General features: G+C 73.1%; 20 protein-coding genes. 6 read left to right on the top strand and 14 right to left on the bottom strand.

The genetic code is table 11. The annotated features are described in order from the left end of the window. Positions 1–8 precede the first annotated feature (8 nt). Positions 9–509 (top strand): mycothiol transferase, encoded by a 501-nt coding sequence (locus IE294_RS16120; protein WP_041665879.1) that lies wholly within the window; start codon positions 9–11, stop codon positions 507–509. Here the strand turns inward: IE294_RS16120 and IE294_RS16115 are convergent. The 9 genes from IE294_RS16115 to IE294_RS16075 all read right to left on the bottom strand — a co-directional run bounded on the left by IE294_RS16115 (position 506) and on the right by IE294_RS16075 (position 9,165). Continuing rightward, positions 506–1,585, bottom strand: a complete 1,080-nt coding sequence (locus IE294_RS16115; RefSeq protein ID WP_189886546.1) for an adenosine deaminase — start codon at positions 1,583–1,585, stop codon at positions 506–508. The genes IE294_RS16120 and IE294_RS16115 overlap by 4 nt on opposite strands. Positions 1,586–1,632: 47 nt before the next feature. Continuing rightward, positions 1,633–2,022: a VOC family protein gene (locus IE294_RS16110; RefSeq protein ID WP_189886544.1), complete on the bottom strand. Its 390-nt coding sequence runs from the start codon at positions 2,020–2,022 to the stop codon at positions 1,633–1,635. A 611-nt stretch (positions 2,023–2,633) separates the two neighbouring features. Then, complete coding sequence (locus IE294_RS16105) at positions 2,634–3,563, bottom strand: M48 family metalloprotease (RefSeq protein WP_189886542.1); 930 nt, start codon at positions 3,561–3,563, stop codon at positions 2,634–2,636. Beyond that, on the bottom strand, positions 3,560–3,940 hold the full coding sequence (locus tag IE294_RS16100; RefSeq protein WP_189886540.1) for a BlaI/MecI/CopY family transcriptional regulator: 381 nt from the start codon (positions 3,938–3,940) through the stop codon (positions 3,560–3,562). Before IE294_RS16100 ends, IE294_RS16105 begins: the two co-directional genes overlap by 4 nt. Before the next feature lie 253 nt (positions 3,941–4,193). Continuing rightward, positions 4,194–5,102: an aldo/keto reductase gene (locus IE294_RS16095; RefSeq protein ID WP_189886538.1), complete on the bottom strand. Its 909-nt coding sequence runs from the start codon at positions 5,100–5,102 to the stop codon at positions 4,194–4,196. Positions 5,103–5,147: 45 nt separating this feature from the next. Then, on the bottom strand, positions 5,148–5,858 hold the full coding sequence (locus IE294_RS16090) for a chitinase (protein WP_189886536.1): 711 nt from the start codon (positions 5,856–5,858) through the stop codon (positions 5,148–5,150). A gap of 223 nt (positions 5,859–6,081) precedes the next feature. Then, positions 6,082–7,404: an aldehyde dehydrogenase family protein gene (locus IE294_RS16085; RefSeq protein WP_189886534.1), complete on the bottom strand. Its 1,323-nt coding sequence runs from the start codon at positions 7,402–7,404 to the stop codon at positions 6,082–6,084. 121 nt (positions 7,405–7,525) lie between these two features. After that, the gene (locus IE294_RS16080; protein ID WP_189886532.1) at positions 7,526–8,743 is read right to left on the bottom strand and encodes an RNA polymerase sigma factor; all 1,218 of its coding nucleotides are present in this window, start codon (positions 8,741–8,743) and stop codon (positions 7,526–7,528) included. A gap of 71 nt (positions 8,744–8,814) precedes the next feature. Continuing rightward, positions 8,815–9,165, bottom strand: coding sequence for a YciI family protein (locus IE294_RS16075; protein ID WP_189886530.1), 351 nt, complete (start codon positions 9,163–9,165; stop codon positions 8,815–8,817). A gap of 194 nt (positions 9,166–9,359) precedes the next feature. Between IE294_RS16075 and IE294_RS16070 the strand changes: the two genes are divergently transcribed. Next, on the top strand, positions 9,360–10,535 hold the full coding sequence (locus IE294_RS16070) for an acyl-CoA dehydrogenase family protein (RefSeq protein ID WP_189886527.1): 1,176 nt from the start codon (positions 9,360–9,362) through the stop codon (positions 10,533–10,535). Between the two features lie 79 nt (positions 10,536–10,614). Here IE294_RS16070 and IE294_RS16065 read toward each other — a convergent pair whose 3' ends face one another. The 3 genes from IE294_RS16065 to IE294_RS16055 form a co-directional block, all read right to left on the bottom strand. Then, positions 10,615–11,754: an LLM class flavin-dependent oxidoreductase gene (locus IE294_RS16065; RefSeq protein ID WP_189886525.1), complete on the bottom strand. Its 1,140-nt coding sequence runs from the start codon at positions 11,752–11,754 to the stop codon at positions 10,615–10,617. 145 nt (positions 11,755–11,899) lie between these two features. Next, positions 11,900–12,454, bottom strand: a complete 555-nt coding sequence (gene ssuE, locus IE294_RS16060) for an NADPH-dependent FMN reductase (RefSeq protein ID WP_189886523.1) — start codon at positions 12,452–12,454, stop codon at positions 11,900–11,902. Between the two features lie 591 nt (positions 12,455–13,045). Further along, complete coding sequence (locus IE294_RS16055) at positions 13,046–13,222, bottom strand: DUF8839 family protein (RefSeq protein WP_167360873.1); 177 nt, start codon at positions 13,220–13,222, stop codon at positions 13,046–13,048. Between the two features lie 362 nt (positions 13,223–13,584). Here IE294_RS16055 and IE294_RS16050 point away from each other — a divergent pair, with 362 nt between their 5' ends. The 3 genes from IE294_RS16050 (at position 13,585) to IE294_RS16040 (ending at position 17,371) form a co-directional block, all read left to right on the top strand. Then, complete coding sequence (locus IE294_RS16050) at positions 13,585–15,096, top strand: SDR family oxidoreductase (protein ID WP_189886521.1); 1,512 nt, start codon at positions 13,585–13,587, stop codon at positions 15,094–15,096. Positions 15,097–15,188: 92 nt separating this feature from the next. Beyond that, the gene (locus tag IE294_RS16045) at positions 15,189–16,565 is read left to right on the top strand and encodes a cryptochrome/photolyase family protein (RefSeq protein WP_189886519.1); all 1,377 of its coding nucleotides are present in this window, start codon (positions 15,189–15,191) and stop codon (positions 16,563–16,565) included. Between the two features lie 371 nt (positions 16,566–16,936). Further along, complete coding sequence (locus IE294_RS16040; protein WP_189886517.1) at positions 16,937–17,371, top strand: SPW repeat protein; 435 nt, start codon at positions 16,937–16,939, stop codon at positions 17,369–17,371. Between the two features lie 297 nt (positions 17,372–17,668). Here IE294_RS16040 and IE294_RS16035 read toward each other — a convergent pair whose 3' ends face one another. Both IE294_RS16035 and IE294_RS16030 read right to left on the bottom strand, forming a co-directional pair. Then, complete coding sequence (locus tag IE294_RS16035; protein ID WP_189886515.1) at positions 17,669–18,199, bottom strand: GNAT family N-acetyltransferase; 531 nt, start codon at positions 18,197–18,199, stop codon at positions 17,669–17,671. A 68-nt stretch (positions 18,200–18,267) separates the two neighbouring features. Next, the gene (locus IE294_RS16030) at positions 18,268–19,725 is read right to left on the bottom strand and encodes an APC family permease (protein ID WP_189886512.1); all 1,458 of its coding nucleotides are present in this window, start codon (positions 19,723–19,725) and stop codon (positions 18,268–18,270) included. A gap of 116 nt (positions 19,726–19,841) precedes the next feature. Here IE294_RS16030 and IE294_RS16025 point away from each other — a divergent pair, with 116 nt between their 5' ends. Beyond that, positions 19,842–21,026, top strand: a complete 1,185-nt coding sequence (locus tag IE294_RS16025; RefSeq protein ID WP_189886510.1) for an ROK family protein — start codon at positions 19,842–19,844, stop codon at positions 21,024–21,026. Positions 21,027–21,113 lie beyond the last annotated feature (87 nt).

Here is a 21,113-nt window from a genome sequence, read left to right as displayed (position 1 = left end):
TGGACGGTATGCATGCGAAGGACATCCTCATCGACGGCTACGGCCGCATCCAGGAAGAAGTCCATGCCGCCCTCGACGGCCTCGGCCCGGACGAGTTGCACCACCGCCCGGCCGCCGACGCCAACTCCATCGCCTGGCTGGTCTGGCACCTCACACGGGTGCAGGACGACCACGTCGCCGACGCCTTCGACCTGGACCAGGTGTGGCTCGCGCAGGGCTGGGAGAAGCGTTTCGGCCTCGACCTGCCACGGCACGACACCGGGTACGCGCACACCCCCGCCAAGGTCGCGAAGGTGCGGGTGGAGTCGGCGGACCTGCTGACCGGGTACTACGACGCCGTCCACGAACAGACCCTCGGCTGTCTGCGCGCGCTGGCCGCCAAGGATCTGGAACGCATCGTGGACGAGCGCTGGGACCCGCCGGTGTCACTGGGGGTGCGTCTGGTGAGCGTCCTGTCCGACGACCTCCAGCACGTCGGACAGGCCGCCTACCTCAGGGGGCTCCTCTAGAGCGCGCTCTCGTACCCCGGCAGGACCACGTCCTCGATGAGGGCGTTGCGCTCGTCGAACGGGAGGAACGCGCTCTTGAGGGCGTTCACCGTGACCGTGCGCAGGTCTTCGAGGGTCCAGCCGGCCTCCTCGACCAGCAGGGACATCTCCCGGGTCATCGTCGTCCCCGAGACCAGACGGTTGTCGGTGTTCAGGGTGACCCGGAAGCCCAGGTCCTTCAGGGCCGTGATCGGGTGCTCGGCGATCGAGGTCGCGCAGCCCGTCTGGAGGTTGGAGGTCGGGCACATCTCCAGGGCGATACGGCGGTCGCGCACCCAGGAGGCGAGACGGCCGAGCTTGCCGGCCGCGAGGTCGGGGATGTCCTCGGTGATGCGGACGCCGTGGCCGATGCGCTGGGCGCCGCAGACCTGGAGGGCCTGGTGGATGCTGGGCAGTCCGTGCGCCTCGCCGGCGTGGATGGTGAACGGCACGCTCTCGCGGCGCAGGTACTCGAAGGCGTCGAGGTGGTCCGCGGGCGGGAAGCCGTCCTCGGCACCGGCGATGTCGAAGCCGACGACGCCCGCGTCGCGGTAGGCGACGGCCAGGTCGGCGGCCTCGCGGACGCGGTCGAACATGCGCATGCCGCACAGCAGGGTGCCGACGCGGACGGGGGTGCCGGCGGCGGCTGCCTTGGCCATGCCGGCGGCGAGACCTTCCTGCACGGCCTCCACGACCTCGCGCATCGTGAGCCCGCCGCTCGTGTTCAGCTCGGGGGCGTAGCGGACCTCGGCGTAGACGACACCGTCGGCGGCCAGGTCGAGGACGTACTCCTCGGCCGTGCGCAGCAGGCCCTCGCGGGTCTGCATGACGGCGAGGGTGTGCTCGAAGGTGGCTATGTAGCGGACCAGGTCACCGGAGTTGGCGGCCTCGAAGTACCAGGCGGCCAGCTCGTCCGGGTCGGTGGTGGGCAGTGTGTGGCCGACCGCGGCCGCGAGCTCGACGACGGTGGCGGGGCGCAGACCGCCGTCGAGGTGGTCGTGCAGGACGGCCTTGGGGAGCCGGCGGAGGGTCTCGGTGTCGATGCGGGACGCGGTCATGGGCGTTTCGTTTCCTCGGGTCCTGGGACAGGTAGTGCGGTGGTGGGTCAGTGACCGGCGGGCTGGAGCAGGTCCCAGCGGTTGCCGTACAGGTCCTGGAAGACGGCGACCGTGCCGTACGGCTCGTGGCGCGGCTCCTCCAGGAAGGTCACGCCGGCGGCGGTCATCCGGGTGTGATCGCGGGCGAAGTCGTCGGTGTGCAGGAAGAAGCCGACGCGCCCGCCGGTCTGGTCGCCGACGCGGGCCCGCTGTTCGTCGTCCTTCGCGCGGGCCAGCACCAGTCCGGGTCCGTCGCCCCCGGGCTCCACGACGACCCAGCGCGAGCCGTCGGGACGCGGGGCGTCCTCGACGAGACGGAACCCGAGGGCCTCGGTGTAGAAGCGGATGGCCTCGTCGTAGTCGTGCACGACGAGGGTGACAAGGGCGACGCGACGCATGGCGACCTTCCGGTGGAGGTGGTTAGCCGGTGAGGTTATACGTAAAACTTCTCCCACGCCAGTCTCGGTCTACGCGCGTTGCGGGAGGGGGTCGGCGGGGGCGCTGGGGGGCGGGCGTACGGGGGGCCGCGCATGGCGACGCCCGTACGAGGCCGCACGGGGGCCCTGCCTCGCGCGCCCGTACGAAGCCCGCGTCCCGGCCTGCTGCCCGGCCCACCCAGGCCGCCCCCTCCGGGGTGGGTTCGCATGGGCGCCGTCGGCGCTCTCTACGGCTCGCCGACCGTGTTCCCGCCGGCCGCCCGGCGGGATGCACACGCGCACCGACCGGCAGGCTCACCGGAACGCATCAGGCGCTCTCCCCAGCTCGCCGGGCAAGATCCCGCCGGCCGCCCGGCGGTGCGCCCGCGCGTCGCCGGGCGGGTCCGCACGCACATCTCCAGGCGGTTCTCGCGGCCGGGTCGGCCCTCCCCCGTGCGCCGGGCGGGCGGGTTGCGCGTGCGGTCAGCCGGACGTCTCCCTCGCGGGCGGTACGCGTCGGCGTACGGGCCGCGTGGCCGTCGGCGGTCCCGTGTCTGCCCTCCGTGCTTCCCGCGGGGCGGAGGTGTGTCGTGTCAGGGGCTCGCCTCGCCCTGTGCGATCTCCACGCGGTGGTGGACGTCGGCCGTCGAGGTGGCCGCGGCCACGCAGGAGAGGGCGGTGCAGGCGATGAGGAGTGCGGAGATCGCGCGGGCGGTGCGGGCCCGCGGGGCGGTCAGCAGGGCCTGGACGCGCTGGGGGACGGGGCCCGTGGCCGCGCCGGGCGCGAAGCCAGGGCGTCGGGGCCGGGCGGCCTGCCCGGCGAGGGCGGCGCGGGCGATGGCGCGGGCGGTCAGGCGCCGGTCGCCGACCGAGACGGCGGCGGCCTCGTCGGCGGCGCGCTCGGCGGCCAGCCGGATCGTCGCGCGGACCGGGCGCAGCGCGGGGTGGCAGTGCGCCGCGAGTTCGGCGGCGGCGAGGGCGTAGTGGTGGCGGCCCGCGGTGTGCGCCCGCTCGTGGGCGAGCAGCGCCTCCCGCTCGGGACCGTCCAGGCTGCGCAGCATCGCCGTGGTGACGACGACCCGGTGCGGGCGGCCCGGCAGGGCGTAGGCGTCGGGGCGGGACGAGTCGATCACGCACAGGTCACCGGCGACGGCTCCGCACGCGGCCTCCGCACGGGCCGCCCGGAAGGCACGGGCCTGGCTCAGTACCGAGCGGGCGAGGCTCCAGCCGCACACGGCCAGCGCGCCGGCCGAGGCGATGGCGGCCGGGACGACGAAAGCGTCGGGGGCGGTGCGCAACGGATGGACCAGTTCGCCCAGCGCGGCGAAGAGCGGCAGCTTCAGCAGCCCGGTCAGGACGGAGGTGCCGAGCGCCAGCGCCGAACAGCCGGCGAGGAGCACCGCGCAGCCGGTGACGGACCACAGCGCCGCGACCGGGGTCAGCCGGTCCAGGGCCCGGCGCGCCAGGGGCGGCAGGGCGCACGGCAGCAGCAGCGGCAGGACCAGCAGGAGCGGGGCGGTCATCGGCCGTCGGATTCGAGCAGGTCGCGCAGGATGCGTTCGTCGTCCGGGCTGAGCTGGGCGACGAAGCGGGCGAGGACCGTCTCGCGGTCGCTGTCCCGGTCCAGTTCGCTGTGCATCCGGCGGGCGGTGAGGCCGTGGGCGTCCTGGACGTCCTGGGCGGGGAAGTAGGCGTACCCGCGGCCCTGGCGCCGCCGGTGGACGACGCCCTTGTCGTGCAGGCGGGTGAGGATCGTCGTCACCGTCGTACGGGCGAGGTCCGTACCCAGGCTCCGCTGGACCTGGCCGGGGGTCTGGGGTGCGCCGGCGGCCCAGAGCGCGGCCAGGACGCTCGCTTCGAGCTCGCCGGCCGGCCGGCGTTCGTCCTTGGCGTCGGTCATGGGGAGGTCTTCACCCGTCCTCGTGTGCGGTCGTCTTCGCGTGCGGTCGTCTTCGTGTGCGGTCCAGCAGGGCGTCCACGCCATCGTAGTCAGCCCGGCGCCGGCCCTGACCGTACGCCGTCGTGATCACGCCGCCCGGGTGCGGGCCGGGTACGGCTCGCACCGGACGCACCACGACACGCACCCTGGACCCGACCCTCCGCACGAGGGCGCCTGCGGACCCTCGGTGCCGGCCACACTCCATGGCCGTCGGTCAGCCCGCCTGCGCGCGGGCCTCGTCCAGCCGTGCCCGCTCCTCCCCGGTGAGCCGCAACGCGCCGGCCGCGACGTTCTCGACCAGGTGGCCCGGGTTGCCGGTGCCGGGGATGGCGAGGACGTGCGGGCCCTGGTGCAGGGTCCAGGCGATGCGGACCTGCGCGGGGCTCACGCCGTGGGCACGGGCGACGGAGAGCACCGCGTCGTCGTGAGCGGTCGTCGCACCGCGCTCTCCGGTCTCACCGGCCACCGCGTAGAAGGGGACGAAGGCGATGCCGTGCTCGCCGCACAGCCGCAGCACCTCGTCGTCCACGGGATCGGGCCGGTCCACCGCGTACCGGTTCTGCACGGACACCACCGGCGCGATCTCCAGCGCCTCGGCGAGGTGCCGGGGTTCGACGCCGGAGATCCCGAGGTGCCGGATCAGACCGGCCTCGCGCAGTTCGGCGAGGGCGCCGAAGTGTTCGGCGATGGACGCCTGGCGCATCCTGCGGAGATAGACCAGGTCGAGATGGTCCCGCCCGAGCTGGCGCAGGTTCTCCTCGACGTGCCCGCGCAGCTGGTCGGGCCGGGCGGAGGTGCCCCACTCGCCGTGGTGGTCGCGGTAGGGGCCGACTTTGGCGGCGATGACCAGGTCGTCGGGGTACGGGGACAGCGCGGTGTTGATGAGTTCGTTGGCGGAACGCAGCGACGAGAAGTAGAAGGCCGCCGTGTCGATGTGGTTCACACCCAGCCCGACGGCCTTGCGCAGGACGGCGAGGGACCGTCCCCGGTCGCTCGGGGTGCCGTGGTGGAAGGCGGCGCTGCCCGTCAGCCGCATCGCGCCGAAGCCGATGCGGTGGACGGGCAGGTCGCCGAGTTTCCAGGTGCCGGACGCGTCCGCGGTGATCATCTCGTCAGCAGTCATCGGCGGAGTTTCGCACACGGCACCCGGCCGGGCCCCGGCAGTGCGTCAGCAGTACAGGTTGGCGCCCGGGGAGACCCCGAGGATCTGGGCGAAGCGCTGGTAGGCGGAGACCCGGCTCTGCACCTGGGCGGGGTTCTTGCCGTCGCACTCCAGGGAGCCGTTGATGCTGCGTATGGTCTGGCCGAAGCCGGCGCCGTTGACCATGGCGTTGTGCGGGGTCATCGTGCCGGGCCCGGACTGGGTGTTCCAGTACCACAGGCCGGTCTTCCAGGCCACGGACGCGTTGTTCTGCACCAGGGAGGGGTTGTTGAGCAGGTCGATGCCGAGCGCGTCCCCGGCGGTCTTGTAGTTGAAGTTCCAGGAGAGCTGGATGGGGCCGCGCCCGTAGTAGGCGGCCTGGCCCGCCGGGCAGCCGTACGGCCTGCTCCAGTCGCAGTAGTGCGGGTAGTTGGCGGTGTTCTGCTCGACCACGTACACCAGGCCGCCGGTCTCGTGGCTGACGTTGGCGAGGAAGGCGGCGGCCTCCTGCTTCTTCACGGTGTCGCTGCCGGTGTTCGCGAAGGCGGGGTAGGCGCCGAGGGCGGCGGTCAGGCCGCTGTACGTGTAGAAGGAATTGCGGTTCGGGAACATCTGGTTGAACTGCGCCTCGCTGACCACGAACCCGGCGGCCGAGGCCGTGGGCGCCGCCTGGAGCACCAGGGCGGACGTGCCCAGGGCGAGCGAGGTCAGAAGCGCGGCGATGCGGTGCCTCACCATGGACCAACTCCTTTGCGCGGCACGGCCGCACCCACGAGGTGGGAGCGGCCGTGGTGGGGGGTTGGGCACACTCAACCGCCTTGGTCTGTACCAGTCAAGGGTGTAGACCAGTCAATCCCTGATCGGTTGCGTCGGCGAACACCGGCTGTCCACAAGGAAGTTGTCCGGACGCAGGCCGGGCCCGGCCGCGTGCGCGCGGCCGGGCCCGGAACGCCGGAGGACGTCAGCGCAGCGGCTTGGACAGCACCGCCTTGCGGTGGCTGAACGTCTCGATGGAGTAGCGGCCGTGGTAGCTGCCCATGCCGCTCTCCCCCACCCCGCCGAACGGCAGGTCGGAGACGGTGAGATGGGCGAGGGGGAGGCCGTGGCCGAGGCCGCCCGAGGACGTCTCGGCGGCGATGCGCTCACGGGTCTCGTCGGACTCGCTGAAGACGTACAGGGCGAGCGGCTTGTCGCGGTCGTTGATGAAGTCGATCGCCTCGTCGAGGCCGGGCACGGTGACGATCGGCAGGATCGGGCCGAAGATCTCCTCCCGCATGACGGGCGACTCCGGGTCGACGTCCGCGAGGACGGTGGGCGCGAGGTACTTCGTCGCCCGGTCGCCGACGCCGCCGACGACGACGCGGCCCGAGTCGAGCAGGGCGGAAAGCCGGTCGAAATGGCGCTCGTTGACGATCCGGCCGTACTCCTCGGAGCGCTGCGGGTCCGCGCCGAACAGACCCTCGACCGCGCGGACCAGCGCGGCCTCCAGAGCGGTCGCGGTCTCCGGGTCGGTCAGGACGTAGTCCGGGGCGACACAGGTCTGGCCCGCGTTGAGGAACTTGCCGCGGGCGAGCCGGCCCGCGACCGTCTCCAGGTCGGTGCCCCGGTCCACGAACACCGGTGACTTGCCGCCCAGTTCCAGGGTGACCGGGGTGAGGTGCTCGGCGGCGGCCCGCATGACGATGCGGCCGACGGTGCCGTTGCCGGTGTAGAAGATGTGGTCGAAGCGCTCGGCCAGCAGGGCCGTGGTCTCCGGGATGGCGCCCTCGACGACGGCGACCGCGTCCGTGTCCAGATAGGCCGGGATCAGCTCGGCCAGGACGGCGGAGGTGGCCGGGGCCAGCTCACTCGGCTTGGCGACGACCGCGTTGCCCGAGGCCAGCGCGCCGACCACGGGGGCGAGCAGCAGTTGCGCCGGGTAGTTCCAGGGCGCGATGACGAGGACGACGCCCAGAGGGTCGTACTGCGTCCAGGCCGTGGCGTCGGCGCCGAGGTGCGCCGGGACGGGCGCGGGTTCGGGACGCAGCCACTCCGCCAGGTGCTCCAGGGTGTGGTCGATCTCCCGGACCGTGAAGTCGATCTCGGTGCGGTAGGCCTCCGCGCCGCTCTTGCCGAGGTCGGCGTTGAGGGCGGCGGCGAGGTCGGCGCCGCGTTCCGTGAGCATGGCGCGCAGCCGGCGCAACTGGCCGGTGCGCCACTCGACGGGCCTGGTCCGGCCGGCGGCGTAGGCGGCGCGCAGCCGGGCCACGACGTCGGCGGGCCGCTCGGGTGGGGAGTCGTTCACGGGTGCCTCACTGGGTGCACGGGCCGGTTGGGGCCAGGTCCGGGTTTCCGGTCGATCAGGTGTAGACACCAACCTTTCATAGTCTGAAGTTCATTCCGAAGCCGTGCCGGGGTGAGGAGGGTCACGTCCCCCCGCGGCCCGGCGCCCGCTGTCGCGTCTCCCGTCGCCGCCGCTCCAGGTACGCCCGTTCGGCCTCGCTCGGTGCCAGCTCGGCGGCGCGGCCGTACTCCGCCGCCGCCTCGGCGGTCCGGCCCAGTCGGCGCAGCAGGTCGGCGCGGACGGCGTGCAGCACGTGGTACCGGCCGAGGCCGAGCGCGTCGACCAGCTCCAGGGCCGTCTCCGGCCCCTCGGTCCCGGCGACCGCGACGGCCCGGTTCCGGGCGACGACCGGCGACGGCGCCACGGCCGTCAGCTGGTCGTAGAGAGCGAGGATCTGACGCCAGTCGGTGGCGGCGGCGGTGGGCGCGTCGCTGTGCACCGCGTTGACGGCGGCCTGGATCTGGTACGGCCCCGGCCGGTTGCGGCGCAGGCAGCGGCGGACCAGTTCCTGCCCCTCGGCGATCAGCGTCCGGTCCCACCGGGCGCGGTCCTGCTCGGGCAGCGGGACGAGAACGCCGTCTACGTCCCGCCGGGCCGGCCGTCGGGCCTCCACGAGCAGCATCAGCGCGAGCAGACCGGTGACCTCGGGTTCGTCCGGCATCAGCTCGGCGAGCAGCCGGCCGAGGCGCAGCGCCTCCGCGCACAGGGCGGGATCGCCGGTGTAGCCCTCGTTGAAGATCAGGTAGACGACGGCGAGGACGGCGGAGAGCCGGTCGGGCAGGTCGGCGTCCCGGGGCACGCGGTACGGGATGCCCGCGTCCCGGATCTTGGCCTTGGCCCGCACCAGCCGCTGGGCCAGGGTCGCCTCGGGCACCAGGAAGGCGCGGGCGATCTGCGCGGTGCTCAGGCCGCCGAGCAGCCGCAGGGTGAGCGCGATCCGGGACTGCGGGGCGAGCGCGGGGTGGCAGCAGGTGAAGATCAGCCGGAGCCGGTCGTCGCGCACGGGGCCCTCCTCGGGCGGTGCGTCGGGGGCGTGCAGCCGGGCGGCCTCGGCGTGCCGGGCGTCCCGGGAGGACTCCCGGCGCAGCCGGTCGACGGCCCGGTTGCGGGCGGTCGTGATGATCCAGCCGGCCGGGCTCGGCGGCACACCGGTCTCCGGCCACCGGGCCACGGCCGTGGCGAAGGCGTCCTGGACCGCTTCCTCGGCGAGGTCGATGTCGCCGAGGAAGCGGACCAGGACGGCGACCGCGCGCCCGTACCCGGCGCGGAAGACGGCCTCGATGTCGGGGGCCTCGGCCATCGGTGCGCTCCGCCGTCAGTGCTGGTCGTCAGGGCTGGTCGTCAGGGCTGGTCGTCAGGGCTGGTCCGCCGTCAGTACTGGTCCACGAAGGGACGTACCTCGATGGGCAGGGTGGTGGCGAGGGCGGCCTTGCGGCCCCAGTCCAGGGCCTCGTCCAGGTCGGCGGCCCGGATGAGGCACAGGCCGCCCAGGTACTCCTTGCCCTCGGCGTACGGGCCGTCGGTGACGAGCACGTCGCCGTCCTGGGGGCGGAGCATGGTCGCGGTCTCCGGGCCGTGCAGACCGCCGGCGAAGACCCAGGCGCCGGCGGCGCGCAGTTCGTCGTTGAAGGTCTCGACATTGCGCATGATCGCGGCGAGGGCTTCGGGACCGGGCGGGGTGGCGCCGGCCGGCTGGACCACGCTGAGCAGGTAGTGCTTCATGACGTCCTCCAAGGCGTCGGGCCCGGGGCGGGCTCTGTGTCACCTCCTACACGAACGGCCGGGTCCCGGATCGACACCGCGCGCCACGGTCGCGGAAAAAATCTCCGGAGCGCCGGAATACCGGAAGTCCGGAACGCCGCGATGCCGAAGATCCGGATGACCGTGCGGCGGGGAAGAGCGGAAGAATCTCCCGTATGGACCTCACCTCGCATCCTCTCGTCGTCCGCGCCCGCCGGCTCGCCACGGACCTGCTGGCTCCCGAGGCCGAACGGATCGACCAGGAAGGGGTGCCCGCGAGCCACATCGAGGCGGTGAAGCGTTCGGGGCTGCTCGGGGTGGCCGCGCCGGCGGAGTACGGCGGCGCGGGGGCGCCGCCGGCCGTGCTGCGGGAGACCGCGGAGATCCTGGCCGGCGCGTGCTGTGCGACCTGGTTCGTGCAGACCCAGCACCACACGCCCGTGCAGACGCTGGCGCGCGGTGAACGGGCGGTGCGGGAGAGGCTGTTGGGCCCGCTGTCCCGTGGGGAACTGCTGTCCGGGGTGGCGTACGCGCACCTGCGCTCGTATCCGCGCCGCCCGGTGCGGGTCCGCCGGGAGGGCACCGGCTGGCGGTTCGACGGCACCGTCCCCTGGTACACCGGGTGGGGCCTGAACGACGTGATGCTGCTGGCCGGGGTGACGGACTCCGACGAGGTGCTGTTCGCCTTCGCCGAGGCACGCGAACAGTCCGGGCTGCGGGCGTCGGCGCCGATGCGGCTGGCGGCCCTCACCGCCGCGCACACGGTGTCGCTGGAACTGGACGGCCTGTGGCTGCCCGCGGAGGCGGTGTCCCTGCACACGCCGTACGCCCGGTGGGCCGCCGGCGACCGGGTCAAGACCCTGAGCACCAGCCCGGCGGTCTTCGGCGTGGCGGAGGCGGCGCTGTCCCTCCTGGACGACGAAGCGGCCACCCCGCTCCGCTCCCGCCTGACCGGCCTCCGCGAACGGGCCTACGCCTTGGCCGACGCTCCGGTCCCGCAGGCGCGGGGCGAGGAGCGGGGCAGGGCGGGGGCCGAGGGGGGCGGGCATGGGCCGACGGCAGGGGAAGCGGGGGCCGGGCAAGGCGTGGACGACCGGGCCGGGTCAGGCGTGGACGACTGGGCCGCGGAGCGGCTGGCCGTGCGCGCGGAGGCGTACGACGTGCTGCGTGCGGCCACCACCGCGGCGGTGGTGGCCGGCGGCGGCCGTGCGATGGCCCTGACGAGCCGCGCCCAGCGCCTGGCCCGGGAAGGGCTGTTCCTGCTGGTGCAGGGCCAGACGGCGGAATCGCGCGCGGCACATCTACGGGCGCTGGGCGGGGCACCGGCCACCACCGGGGAACGGGACCGATAGGAGCAGCCGCCGTGGGCCGACGGCCTCCGCCCGGCTTCGCTCCCCCCGTCACCGGGCCGGCCGGCTGCCCGCCGCTCGCTCAGCCCGCGAACGGCACCTCCGCCGATGCGGCGGCCCTGCTGTCAGGGTGTGTCCACAGCCCCTGTGCGGCGAGCCGGGGCAGGACGCCCTCGCCGAACCAGTAGGCCTCCTCCAGATGCGGGTAGCCGGAGAGGACGAACTCGTCGATGCCGAGGGCGTGGTACTCCTTGATGCGCTCGGCGACCTCCTCATGGCTGCCGACCAGCGCCGTGCCCGCGCCGCCGCGCACCAGGCCGATGCCCGCCCACAGGTTGGGGTGGATCTCCAGGCTCTCCCGGCTGCCGCCGTGCAGCGCGAGCATCCGCTGCTGGCCTTCCGACTCGCTGCGTGCGAGGCCCGTCTGGACGGCCCGTACGGTCTCCGGGTCGAAGCCGTCGAGCAGCCGGTCCGCCTCCGCCCAGGCCTGCGCGGAGGTGTCCCGGGTGATGACGTGCAGCCGGATCCCGAAGCGCGGGGTACGGCCGTGCTCCGCGGCGAGCTTCCGGATCCAGGCGATCTTCCCGGCGACCTGCGCGGGCGGTTCGCCCCAGGTGAGGTACACGTCGGCGTACCGGGCCGCGACCTCTCCGGCGGCGGGCGAGGAGCCGCCGAAGTACACCTCGGGAACCGGGTCGGGTACCCGGGCGAGCTTCGCGTCCTCGACATGGAGGTGCTCACCGCGCAGGTCGACGGACTTGCCCTCCCACAACTGCCGCACGATGTGCAGGAACTCACCGGTACGGCGGTAGCGGGCGTCCTTGTCGAGGAAGTCGCCGTAGGCCCGCTGCTCGTGGCTCTCGCCGCCGGTGACGACGTTGAGCAGCAGCCGTCCGCCGGTCTGCCGCTGGAAGGTGGACGCCATCTGCGCGGCGAGCGTGGGTGAGACGAAGCCGGGCCGGAAAGCGACCAGGAACTTCAGCCGCTCGGTGTTCTGGCTGACCATCGCGGTGGTCAGCCACGCGTCCTCGCACCAGGCGCCGGTCGGGGTGAGCGCGCCGGCGAAGCCCAGGTCCTCGGCGGCCCGGGCGATCTGGCTCAGGTAGGCGACGGTCGGCGGCCGGTCCCGGCCGGAGGCGGTCGCCGGGGTGCCATGGCCGCCGCCTACGACATGGCGGCTGTCACCGTTGGTCGGGAGGAACCAGTGGAAGGTGAGGGACACGCGGGGACTCCGATCAGAGCAGGCCGTACCGGGGCGGCCGGGTGGAGCGGTGCGGTGTGGAGCGGTGCGCGTCGCCGGGGGGCGGAGGCCTGGGGCGGTGCGCACACCGAGGGGCGGGGGTGCCGGCATCCGGCAGCCGGCGTCGTCAGCTCGCCGCCGCCAGCAACGGGGCGCGGTCCAGGGCCGCGGCGAACTGGTCCACCACGTGCCCCAGGGCCTCGGCGGTGGTGGGTGTGAGGGACACCGCGCCGTCCTCCCGCACGGTGATGTCCTTGTCGAGGGTGAACCAGCCCTGGACTATGTGCGCGGCACCCATGGAGTTCAGCACCGGGCGCAGGGCGTAGTCGATGGCGAGCACATGGGCGGTGGAGCCACCGGTGGCGAGCGGCAGCACGGTCTTGTCGGTGAGCGCGTACTGCGGGAGCAGGTCCAGGAGCGCCTTGAGGACGCCGGAGTACGACGCCTTGTAGACGGGGGTGCCGACCACGACGCCGTCGGCGCGGGCGAACAGTTCGGTGGCCTCGACGATGGCGGGGTGCCGGAAGTCCGCGCCGAGCAACGCCTCGGCCGGGACGGTACGGACGTCGAGCGGGATGACCTCGTGGCCCTGGGCGACGAGCCGCTGGTCCAGGTGGCGCAGCAGACGGCCGGTGCGCGAGGAGGCGGAGGGGCTGCCGGAGACGGACAGGACGGTGGCCATGGGTGCCTCGTTTCTGGGGTGCGCCGGGCACGCGCGCACGGGGACGGGCGCCCGGTGAAGTCGAAGGGGAGCGGATTCCGGCTCGGCGGTCAGGCGGGGACCCGGCAGGCGGATGTCACAGGCGCTCAGGCATGCGGGACCCAACGGACTCCGCGAACCCGAGAACCCGAGAACCCCGCGAACCCGCGAACTCCAGGAACCAGCGAACTGCGCGGACTGAAGAACCCCAGAACTGCGGGATTCCCACTGTGGGATTCCCACTGCGCAATTGCCCGGCGGGATTTCCGGGCAGGCCGAATTCCGGTGCCGAAAGGGCGGAGAGGGCAGGCGAGTCACGCGTAGGGGAGGCCTGACGGGACCGGCGGGAAATCGCGGATCAGGCCGTGGGGCGACAGGAGGCGCTGGAGACGCGTGCGAGGTCGACATGGCGTCGCCGCGTGAGGTCCAGTCGCATCGTCATGCCGTGATCGTGGCAGCAGCCGGCGACGGCCGTCAAGGAATTCCCGACCGGTCTCGTATGGCGGACCGGGGAAGAGAAGGAAGGCGTGGCGGGAAATCGGGAACGCCTCCTGTGGGACCGAAGGGAACGCCTCAGGCCCGGCCGCCCTCCTCCTGTGCCTCGACCACGACGAGGAACGCGTCCGACTTCAAGTCCATGACCACGGTCGCCGGTTCGCCCTCGGCGCGCCGGGCGGCGGCGTACTCCTCCGCGGGCCACGATCCACGCGGAGCCCCTGCGGGGAATCGCTCCAGCACCTTGGCACTCATGGCGGCGGACACCTCCTGCGTCGCTGACCGAACGGAATGTACAGCTTGTACCGGACCGGCTGCCCCCGATCGCTGAGGACATGTCACCGCATCCGGTCCTCGGCACCGCGCGGCGGGCCATGCGGCCGACCGGTGGCGGCCGACCGGCCGACGCTCGGACGCACGAACGCACGAACCCGCACGAACCCAACCCGCACGAACGCGCACGAACGCGCACGAACGCACGGACACCCGAACGCGCACGGACACATCCACACACGGACGCGCCCGGACGTTCGTCCGATGGGACGACACGCATCCGCCCGCCGGGCCCGGCGGGAAGTGATTCCCGGGGGACCACCGACGCGGAGGGCCTGCACGGAATGGACCACGACGACTCGACGGGCCGGCTCCGCTGCCTGGTGACGGGAGCCACGGGCTACATCGGCGGCCGGCTCGTGCCCGAACTGCTGACCGCCGGGCACCGGGTGCGCTGCCTGGCCCGCTCCCCCGAGAAGCTGCGCGACCACCCGTGGGCGGACGAGGCGGAGGTCGTGCGGGGGGACGTCACGGACGCGGACTCGGTCGCCCGGGCGATGCGGGACGTCGACGTGGCGTACTACCTGGTGCACGCGCTCGGCAGCGGCAGGGACTTCGAGGACACCGACCGCCGCGCGGCCCGCGTCTTCGGGGAACGGGCGAAGGCGGCCGGTGTGCGGCGCATCGTGTACCTCGGCGGTCTCACACCGTCCGGGGTGCCCGCGCACCGGCTCTCCCCGCACCTGAGGTCCCGGGCGGAAGTGGGCCGCATCCTGCTGGCCTCCGGCGTGCCGACCGCCGTGCTGCGTGCCGCCGTGATCATCGGCTCGGGCTCGGCCTCCTTCGAGATGCTGCGCTACCTCACCGAACGGCTGCCGGTGATGGTCACGCCGAGCTGGGTGCGCACCCGTATCCAGCCCATCGCCGTGCGGGACGTGCTGCGGCTGCTGGTCGGCAGTGCGGGCCTGCCGGACGACGTGAACCGGGCCTTCGACATCGGCGGGCCGGACATCCTCACGTACCGGGACATGATGGTCCGGTACGCGCGTGTCGCGGGGCTTCCCCGGCGGCTCATCGTGGCCGTGCCGGTCCTCACCCCCGGCCTGTCCAGCCACTGGGTGGGGCTCGTCACGCCCGTCCCGGCGTCCATCGCGCGCCCGCTGACCGAGTCGCTGCGCCACGAGGTGGTCTGCCGCGAGCACGACATCGCCCGGTATCTGCCCGACCCGCCGGGGTATCCGCTCGGCTTCGAGCAGGCCGTACGACTCGCCCTGCGCCGGGTACGCGAGGCGCGCGTGACCACCCGCTGGTCGTCCGCCGCTGTCCCCGGCGCGCCCAGTGATCCGCTGCCCACCGACCCCGACTGGGCCGGCGGCAGCCTGTACACGGACCGTCGCGAGGCGGTGGTGGACGCCCCGGCGCACGAACTGTGGCGGGTGATCGAGGGCGTGGGCGGAGAGCACGGCTGGTACTCCTTCCCGTTGGCGTGGAGCCTGCGGGGGTGGCTGGACCGGATGGTCGGCGGGGTGGGCCTGCGCCGGGGCCGACGGGACGCGGAGCGCCTGCGGGCGGGTGACTCGCTGGACTTCTGGCGGGTGGAGGAGATCGAACGGGGTCACCTGTTGCGGCTGCGGGCGGAGATGCGCCTGCCCGGGCTGGCCTGGCTGGAGATGTGCGCGGAACCGGCCGGCGACGGTCGCAGCCGCTACCGGCAGCGGGCCCTGTTCCACCCGCGCGGGCTGCTGGGCCACGCGTACTGGTGGAGCGTCTCACCGTTCCACGCCGTGGTCTTCGGCGGGATGGCCCGCAACATCGCGCGGGCGGCGGCCCGGCAGGGCCCCGAAGTCGCACGCTGACGCCGCATCCGCCGGACCCACCGGGACGGAAGTGACCGGTTGTCCCCTCTCGCTCGTTTCTCGTTCGTTCTTCCTCGTTCCGGAGCCGCGCCATGGATGTCTCGGTCGTCCTGTTCACCGCCGACCTGCGCCTGCACGACCATCCGCCGCTCCGGGCCGCGCTGGACGGCCCCCGTCAGGTCGTCCCACTGTTCGTCCGCGACCGGGGCGTGGCCGACGCGGGCTTCGCGGCACCCAATCGGCTGGCGTTCCTCGCCGACTGCCTGCGGGACCTGGACACCGGGCTCCGTGAGCGTGGCGGGCGGCTGGTGGTGCGCTCCGGCGACGTCGTGGAGGAGGTCTGCGCGGTGGCCGCCGAGGCGGACGCCGACGAGGTGCACATGGCGGCCGACGCGAGTGCCTACGCCCGGTCGCGGGAGCGGCGACTGCGGCGCGCCCTGGAGGCCGAAGGGCGGCGGCTGCACGTGCACGAGGCCGTGACCACGGTGGTGCCGCCGGGCGAGGTGACCCCTGCCTCCTCGGACCACTTCGCGGTGTTCACGCCGTACTTCCGGCAGTGGTCGCGACAACGGCCGCGGGACGTCCTGGGTGCGCCCCGCTCGGTCCCCGTGCCGCCCGGCATCGGCTCCGAGGAGCTGCCGTCCCGGGCCTCGCTGCCGGGAACCTCGCCGGGGCTGGCGGAGGGCGGCGAGGCGGCCGGCCGGAAGCGGCTCGCCGCCTGGCTCCGCTCCGGCATCGCGCTCTACGCCGACCGCCACGACGACCTGGCCGGGGACGCGACCTCCCGGCTCTCCCCGCACCTGCACTTCGGCACGGTGTCCCCCGTCGAGCTGGTCCACCGGGCGCGCCGCGCGGGCGGTCCGGGAGCGGAGGCGTTCGTGCGGCAGATCGCCTGGCGGGACTTCCACCGTCAGGTGCTGGCGGCCCGGCCCGGCGCGGCCGTCGCCGACTACCGCACCCGGCACGACCGTTGGCGGTCCGAGCGGACGGCCCGGGAGGACATCGAGGCGTGGCGGGAGGGCCGTACCGGCTGGCCGGTGATCGACGCGGCGATGCGCCAGCTGCGCCACGAGGGCTGGATGCACAACCGGGCCCGGCTGCTGACGGCGAGCTTCCTGGCGAAGACGCTGTACGTCGACTGGCGCGTCGGGGCCCGGTACTTCCTCGAGTGGCTGGTCGACGGTGACCTGGCCAACAACCAGCTGAACTGGCAGTGGGTCGCGGGCACCGGCACGGACACCCGCCCCAACCGGGTCCTCAACCCGCTGCTCCAGGCCAGGCGGTACGACCCCGACGGGGCGTACGTGCGGCGGTGGGTGCCCGAACTGAAGCAGGTGGCGGGCGCGGCGGTGCACGAGCCGTGGAAGCCGGCAGGCCCCGACCGCGAGCTCGTCGCCGCGTATCCGGAGCCGATCGTCGACCTCGCCGACGGGCTGGCCCGGTTCAGACGGGCGCGGAGCCGCGGTTGAGCGGCCCCCGCCGGCCCGGCCGGGGCCGCCGAACATCACCAGGAGTATCGCGGGCGCCCCTGGTGAGCCCTTCCATGGCGGCAAGGGGCTCCGCCGGGCCCCCGGGGCGCGGCGTGTGCCACCGAAGCGTGGTGGACATGCCAGGGCAACAGGTGTTCGACCTCGACGCACCGGTCCCCCGGCGAGGCCCGTCCGCGGCCCACGGCGTGCGGGGTCGGCACCCCGGCGCGGCAGCCTCCAGCGGCAGTGGCCAGAGACCGCTGCCCAAGCTCTACACATAAGGAAGAAATAAGGGCAAACTGGAGCATGCGGCGCTTATCGCAATGCCGCACCAGACGCGGTCTGGCCTGCAACGTCAAAGGAGACGACTCATGGCCAACTTGCACAGGGGTGACATATCGAGCCACCCCGATGTCTCCGAAATGCGGGACCGCTACGCCCGCATGCTCGGCGGTCGTGATGTGGCGCTCGTGGACGGGCCGGTGTTCCTGCTCGGCCTGTACTGCGCCGCCTCCCCGTGGATCCTGCACTACACGGCCAGCCAGCCCGCCCTCATGACCCACAACCTGATCATGGGCATCGCGATAGGCCTGCTGGCACTGGGATTCACCCGGGCACCCGAGCGCATGTACGGCCTGAGCTGGGCCATGTGTGCCCTGGGCATCTGGATGATCATCGCTCCGTGGATCGTGGGCAGGGGCCCGGACACGGGCGTCGTCATCAACAACATCGTCATCGGAGCCCTGGCCCTCGTCCTCGGACTGATATGCGCCGGTACGGCGGCGAAGAGCGCCCCCAGGCCGTAGAAGAGCCGGCCGTGGAAGAGCCGGCCGTGGAAGAGCCGTAAGAGCCTTCGAAGAGGAGACCGAGGAAAGGAAGGGAAGAACGCGGGGCCGGTCCGCCCCCGGCGGACCGGCCTCCGCGTTCCCGCGTCCGCGCGGCGGACGGTCACCGGGACGGCACCGGCCACGGCTTCCGCGGCAGGGTCCGACCGGTCTCCCGCAGCGACTTCGGGTGGGGCGGCACGGCCGGCCGGCCCGACGCGACGTCCGCGCGTCCACCCTCGTCGTCGCGGTCCAGGAAGCCCCTGTGATCCGGCGCGGTCAGCCGGTCACCGTGAAGGAGATCCACATGTCCGCGGGCAGGTCCGGCCGCCCCGGCACCGGCCGTGGCTCCCGGGTCCACGCGTCGCCGGCCAGGTCCCCGGCGACGCGCGGCCAGAAGCTCACCGCGGCCGGGTTGTCCTGCTGGAAGGCGATCTCCCACGGCCCCGGGTGCCGGGTGAGCACCTCGCGCACGGCCCGCAGCCCGATGCCCCGGCGCCGGGCGCCGCGTACCACGAAGAAGCTGTTCAGCACGCGGACCGGACCGTCGAGCCCGCGGACGAAGGCGAACCCGGCGGGGTTTTCTCCGCAGGTCAGCAGGTACGGCGCCCAGCCCGGCTCCGTGAAGGCGTACGTCACGCGTGCACTGCGGAAGGTGCCGTCGGCGGCGGGCAGGAGGCCCGTGAACCCCGTGAACCCCGTGAACTCGGACAGATCGTGGCGGAACATCAGCCACAGCCGCTCCACGGCGGGCCGGTCCTCGGGGGTCGCGGGGCGGACGGTGACGTCCGCGGTCATGATGTCGGTCATGAACCGAAGCCTCCCCGGCGGACTGCGGTCCGGCCGGGGAGGTGCGCTTCGATGGCGGTAACTCTAGCTCATGCCAAGGGCGTTGCCGTGACCGCCCCCGGGGATTCCGCGCCGGTCTCCTCGCTGACCTCCTTCGGGCCGAACGGCCACACCTTCTCCAGTCGCGCCCAGATCACGAAGGCCACACCGCCGAGGGCCAGCCAGGCCAGGGACAACTCGATGGGATGACGGCCCGGGGAGTTCTTGTCGGCGTAGCCGTAGATCACGCACCAGCCGACGAAGGCGATGACGCTCGGCAGGGGGTACAGCCACATCCGGTACGGACGGGGCAGGTCCGGCCGGCGTCGGCGCAGCACCGTCAGCGCGACGATCTGGGCCAGTGCCTGCACGATGACCATCACCGTGGTGAGCAACTGGATCAGGGTCGCGAGGTCGGTGTGGCGGCCGATCAGGAAGCCGACGGCGGTGATCACGCCCATGGTGGCGAGGCCGAGCATCGGGAAGCGGTGCCTCGGGTGCAGCTTGGCGTACGGGCGGAAGAAGACCCGGTCGCGGGCGGCGTCGTAGGGCACCCGGGAGCCGCCGAGCAGGCCGGCGAAGACGGAGGCGAACGCGGTGATCAGGATCAGCACGGTCACCGTGTCGGCCGCGCCCTTGCCCCAGGTCTCCTCCAGCACGGCGGAGGCCACGGAGGAGGAGGCGATGTCGTGCGGGTCGGTCATCCGGTGCCAGTCGATCACACCGAGGGTGCCGATCTGAAGCAGCAGGTAGATCACCATGATGCCGAGGATCGAGAAGAGGATGGAGCGCGGCAGCGTACGTCCGGGCTCCTTGATCTCGGCGCCCATGTAGGCGGTCGTGTTGTAGCCGAGGTAGTCGTAGATGCCGATGGTCAGGCCGGCCGCGAACCCGAGCCAGAAGTGGTTGCTCATCACATTGAAGGCCCCGGCCGGGTAGGTGAAGGCCATGTGTGGGCTGAAGTGAGTGGCGGCGGCGACGATCACCAGCAGCACGGAGGCGATCATCACGGTCCACATCACGGCGGTGATCCGGGCGATGTGCTCGATGCCGCGCCAGAGCAGGACCACCACCAGGGCGATGGCGCCGAGGCCGATCAGGTCACCGGCGGTCTGCCCGAGGCCGGGGGCGAGATAGCCGAGGTACTGGACGAAGCCGACCACACCCGTGGACATGATCAGCGGGATGAAGAGCATCGCCGTCCACACGAACAGGAACGGCATCAGACGGCCGGTGCGGTACTGGAAGGCCTGGCGCAGATAGAGGTAACTCCCGCCGGAGCCGGGCAGCAAGGCGCCCAGCTCGGCCCAGACCAGGCCGTCGCACAGCGCCAGGACCGCGCCGGCGACGAACCCGATGACCGCCTGGGGGCCGCCGAACGCGGCGACCATCAGCGGGATCGTCACGAACGGCCCGATGCCGCACATCTGGCTCATGTTGATCGCCGTGGCCTGGAACAGACCGACACGGCGGACGAAACCACCCGGGGGTGGCGGGCTACCGGACATGGGGGACTCCTGACGCGACGGGCGCGCGACGCCCGGCGGAGGGTGACTGGCGGATAAAGTTAAGGAGCCTTACTAGAGGCGTCAAGTGTGCGACAGGAATGCACGAGAATGGTGCGATGCCCGCCAGCGACGTCGTAGAGCAGCCGGAACAGCCCTGGAGCCGCCGGCGTCTGCGCAGTACCAACGAGCGGCTGCTGCTGGACCGGCTGCGCGCGCTCGGCGCCTCCTCGCGTGCCCAACTGGCCCGGGAGACGGGCCTGTCGAAGCCGACGGTCTCCAGCGCGCTGGCCTCGCTGGCGGCGGCCGGCCTGGTGCACGAGGTCGGCACGCAGGCCCCGGAGCGCGGGCGCACCGCCGTGCTCTACGCCCCCGATCCGGCCGCCGGGTACGCGCTCGGCGTGGACATCGGCCGGGGCTGGCTGCGCGTGGCGGTGGTCGACCTGGACGGCACGGTCGTGGCCCGCGCCGACATCCGCAACCGGGCCCGCGCCTCGGCCGCCCTCACCGACCTGGTCGTGGGCACCGCCCGCCAGGTGATCGCCAACTCGGGCGTGGACCCGGCCGAGGTGGTGCACGGGGTGGTGGGCACGCCGGGGGTGTACGACGAGAGGCAGCGGCGGGTGCGCTACGCGATGCACCTGCCGGGCTGGGGACGGGCCGGGCTGGTGGACGGCATACGCACGGAGCTGGGTGTGCCGCTGGAGGTGCACAACGACGCCAATCTGGCGGCGCTCGGCGAGTACACCTACGGCGTCGGCGCGGGCAGCCGGCTCTTCGCGTACATCCTCATCGGCACCGGCCTGGGGATGGGGGTGGTCAGCGAGGGGCGGCTGTTCACGGGCGCGCGCGGGCTGGCCGGGGAGATCGGCTTCCTGCCGTGGCACGGCAGGCAGAAGCCGGAGCGGCTGGAGGACGCGGTGTCGGGGGTGGCGGTGGTGGAGTCCGCCCGGCGGTTCGGGATGCACGGGCAGCTCACGGCGAAGGCCGTGTTCGACGCGGCCCGGCAGGGACATCCGGGCGCCGTGCGGGCGGTGGAGCTGGAGGGCGAGCGGATAGCGCACACCGTGGCGGCTGCCGCCGCCGTGCTCGACCCGGACCTCGTGGTGCTGGGTGGCGGTGTCGGGCACAGTGTCGATCTGCTGCTGCGGCCCGTACGGGAGCGGCTGCGGGCGCTGACCCCGCTGCGGCCCCGGATCGCGCCGAGCCGGCTCGGCGAGGACGCCGTCCTGCTGGGGGCGGTGGCCACGGCGCTGGACACGGCCCGCGACCTGGTGTTCGAACGCCGTACGGCCGGAACCTGACCCGTGCAACGGCCTCCACGGCGGGGGTCGTTGACACGCCCCGTGGCGCGCCCTAGCGTGGCCTGGGTTAGTAAAGTTTCCTAACTT

It is taken from the genome of Streptomyces canarius (assembly GCF_014650735.1).
Lineage (GTDB): Bacteria > Actinomycetota > Actinomycetes > Streptomycetales > Streptomycetaceae > Streptomyces > Streptomyces olivaceoviridis.
The sequence above is the reverse complement of the archived record's forward strand: the minus strand, read 5'-3'. Positions and strand labels throughout refer to the sequence as shown.

Excerpts from the sequence above, each read along its gene's own strand:
- IE294_RS16120 (WP_041665879.1), top strand. The coding sequence starts at position 9 with ATGCATGCGAAGGACATCCTCATCGACGGCTACGGCCGCATCCAGGAA.
- IE294_RS16115 (WP_189886546.1), bottom strand. The coding sequence starts at position 1,585 with ATGACCGCGTCCCGCATCGACACCGAGACCCTCCGCCGGCTCCCCAAG.
- IE294_RS16110 (WP_189886544.1), bottom strand. The coding sequence starts at position 2,022 with ATGCGTCGCGTCGCCCTTGTCACCCTCGTCGTGCACGACTACGACGAG.
- IE294_RS16105 (WP_189886542.1), bottom strand. The coding sequence starts at position 3,563 with ATGACCGCCCCGCTCCTGCTGGTCCTGCCGCTGCTGCTGCCGTGCGCC.
- IE294_RS16100 (WP_189886540.1), bottom strand. The coding sequence starts at position 3,940 with ATGACCGACGCCAAGGACGAACGCCGGCCGGCCGGCGAGCTCGAAGCG.
- IE294_RS16095 (WP_189886538.1), bottom strand. The coding sequence starts at position 5,102 with ATGACTGCTGACGAGATGATCACCGCGGACGCGTCCGGCACCTGGAAA.
- IE294_RS16090 (WP_189886536.1), bottom strand. The coding sequence starts at position 5,858 with ATGGTGAGGCACCGCATCGCCGCGCTTCTGACCTCGCTCGCCCTGGGC.
- IE294_RS16080 (WP_189886532.1), bottom strand. The coding sequence starts at position 8,743 with ATGGCCGAGGCCCCCGACATCGAGGCCGTCTTCCGCGCCGGGTACGGG.
- IE294_RS16075 (WP_189886530.1), bottom strand. The coding sequence starts at position 9,165 with ATGAAGCACTACCTGCTCAGCGTGGTCCAGCCGGCCGGCGCCACCCCG.
- IE294_RS16070 (WP_189886527.1), top strand. The coding sequence starts at position 9,360 with ATGGACCTCACCTCGCATCCTCTCGTCGTCCGCGCCCGCCGGCTCGCC.
- ssuE (WP_189886523.1), bottom strand. The coding sequence starts at position 12,454 with ATGGCCACCGTCCTGTCCGTCTCCGGCAGCCCCTCCGCCTCCTCGCGC.
- IE294_RS16055 (WP_167360873.1), bottom strand. The coding sequence starts at position 13,222 with ATGAGTGCCAAGGTGCTGGAGCGATTCCCCGCAGGGGCTCCGCGTGGA.
- IE294_RS16050 (WP_189886521.1), top strand. The coding sequence starts at position 13,585 with ATGGACCACGACGACTCGACGGGCCGGCTCCGCTGCCTGGTGACGGGA.
- IE294_RS16045 (WP_189886519.1), top strand. The coding sequence starts at position 15,189 with ATGGATGTCTCGGTCGTCCTGTTCACCGCCGACCTGCGCCTGCACGAC.
- IE294_RS16040 (WP_189886517.1), top strand. The coding sequence starts at position 16,937 with ATGGCCAACTTGCACAGGGGTGACATATCGAGCCACCCCGATGTCTCC.
- IE294_RS16035 (WP_189886515.1), bottom strand. The coding sequence starts at position 18,199 with ATGACCGACATCATGACCGCGGACGTCACCGTCCGCCCCGCGACCCCC.
- IE294_RS16030 (WP_189886512.1), bottom strand. The coding sequence starts at position 19,725 with ATGTCCGGTAGCCCGCCACCCCCGGGTGGTTTCGTCCGCCGTGTCGGT.
- IE294_RS16025 (WP_189886510.1), top strand. The coding sequence starts at position 19,842 with ATGCCCGCCAGCGACGTCGTAGAGCAGCCGGAACAGCCCTGGAGCCGC.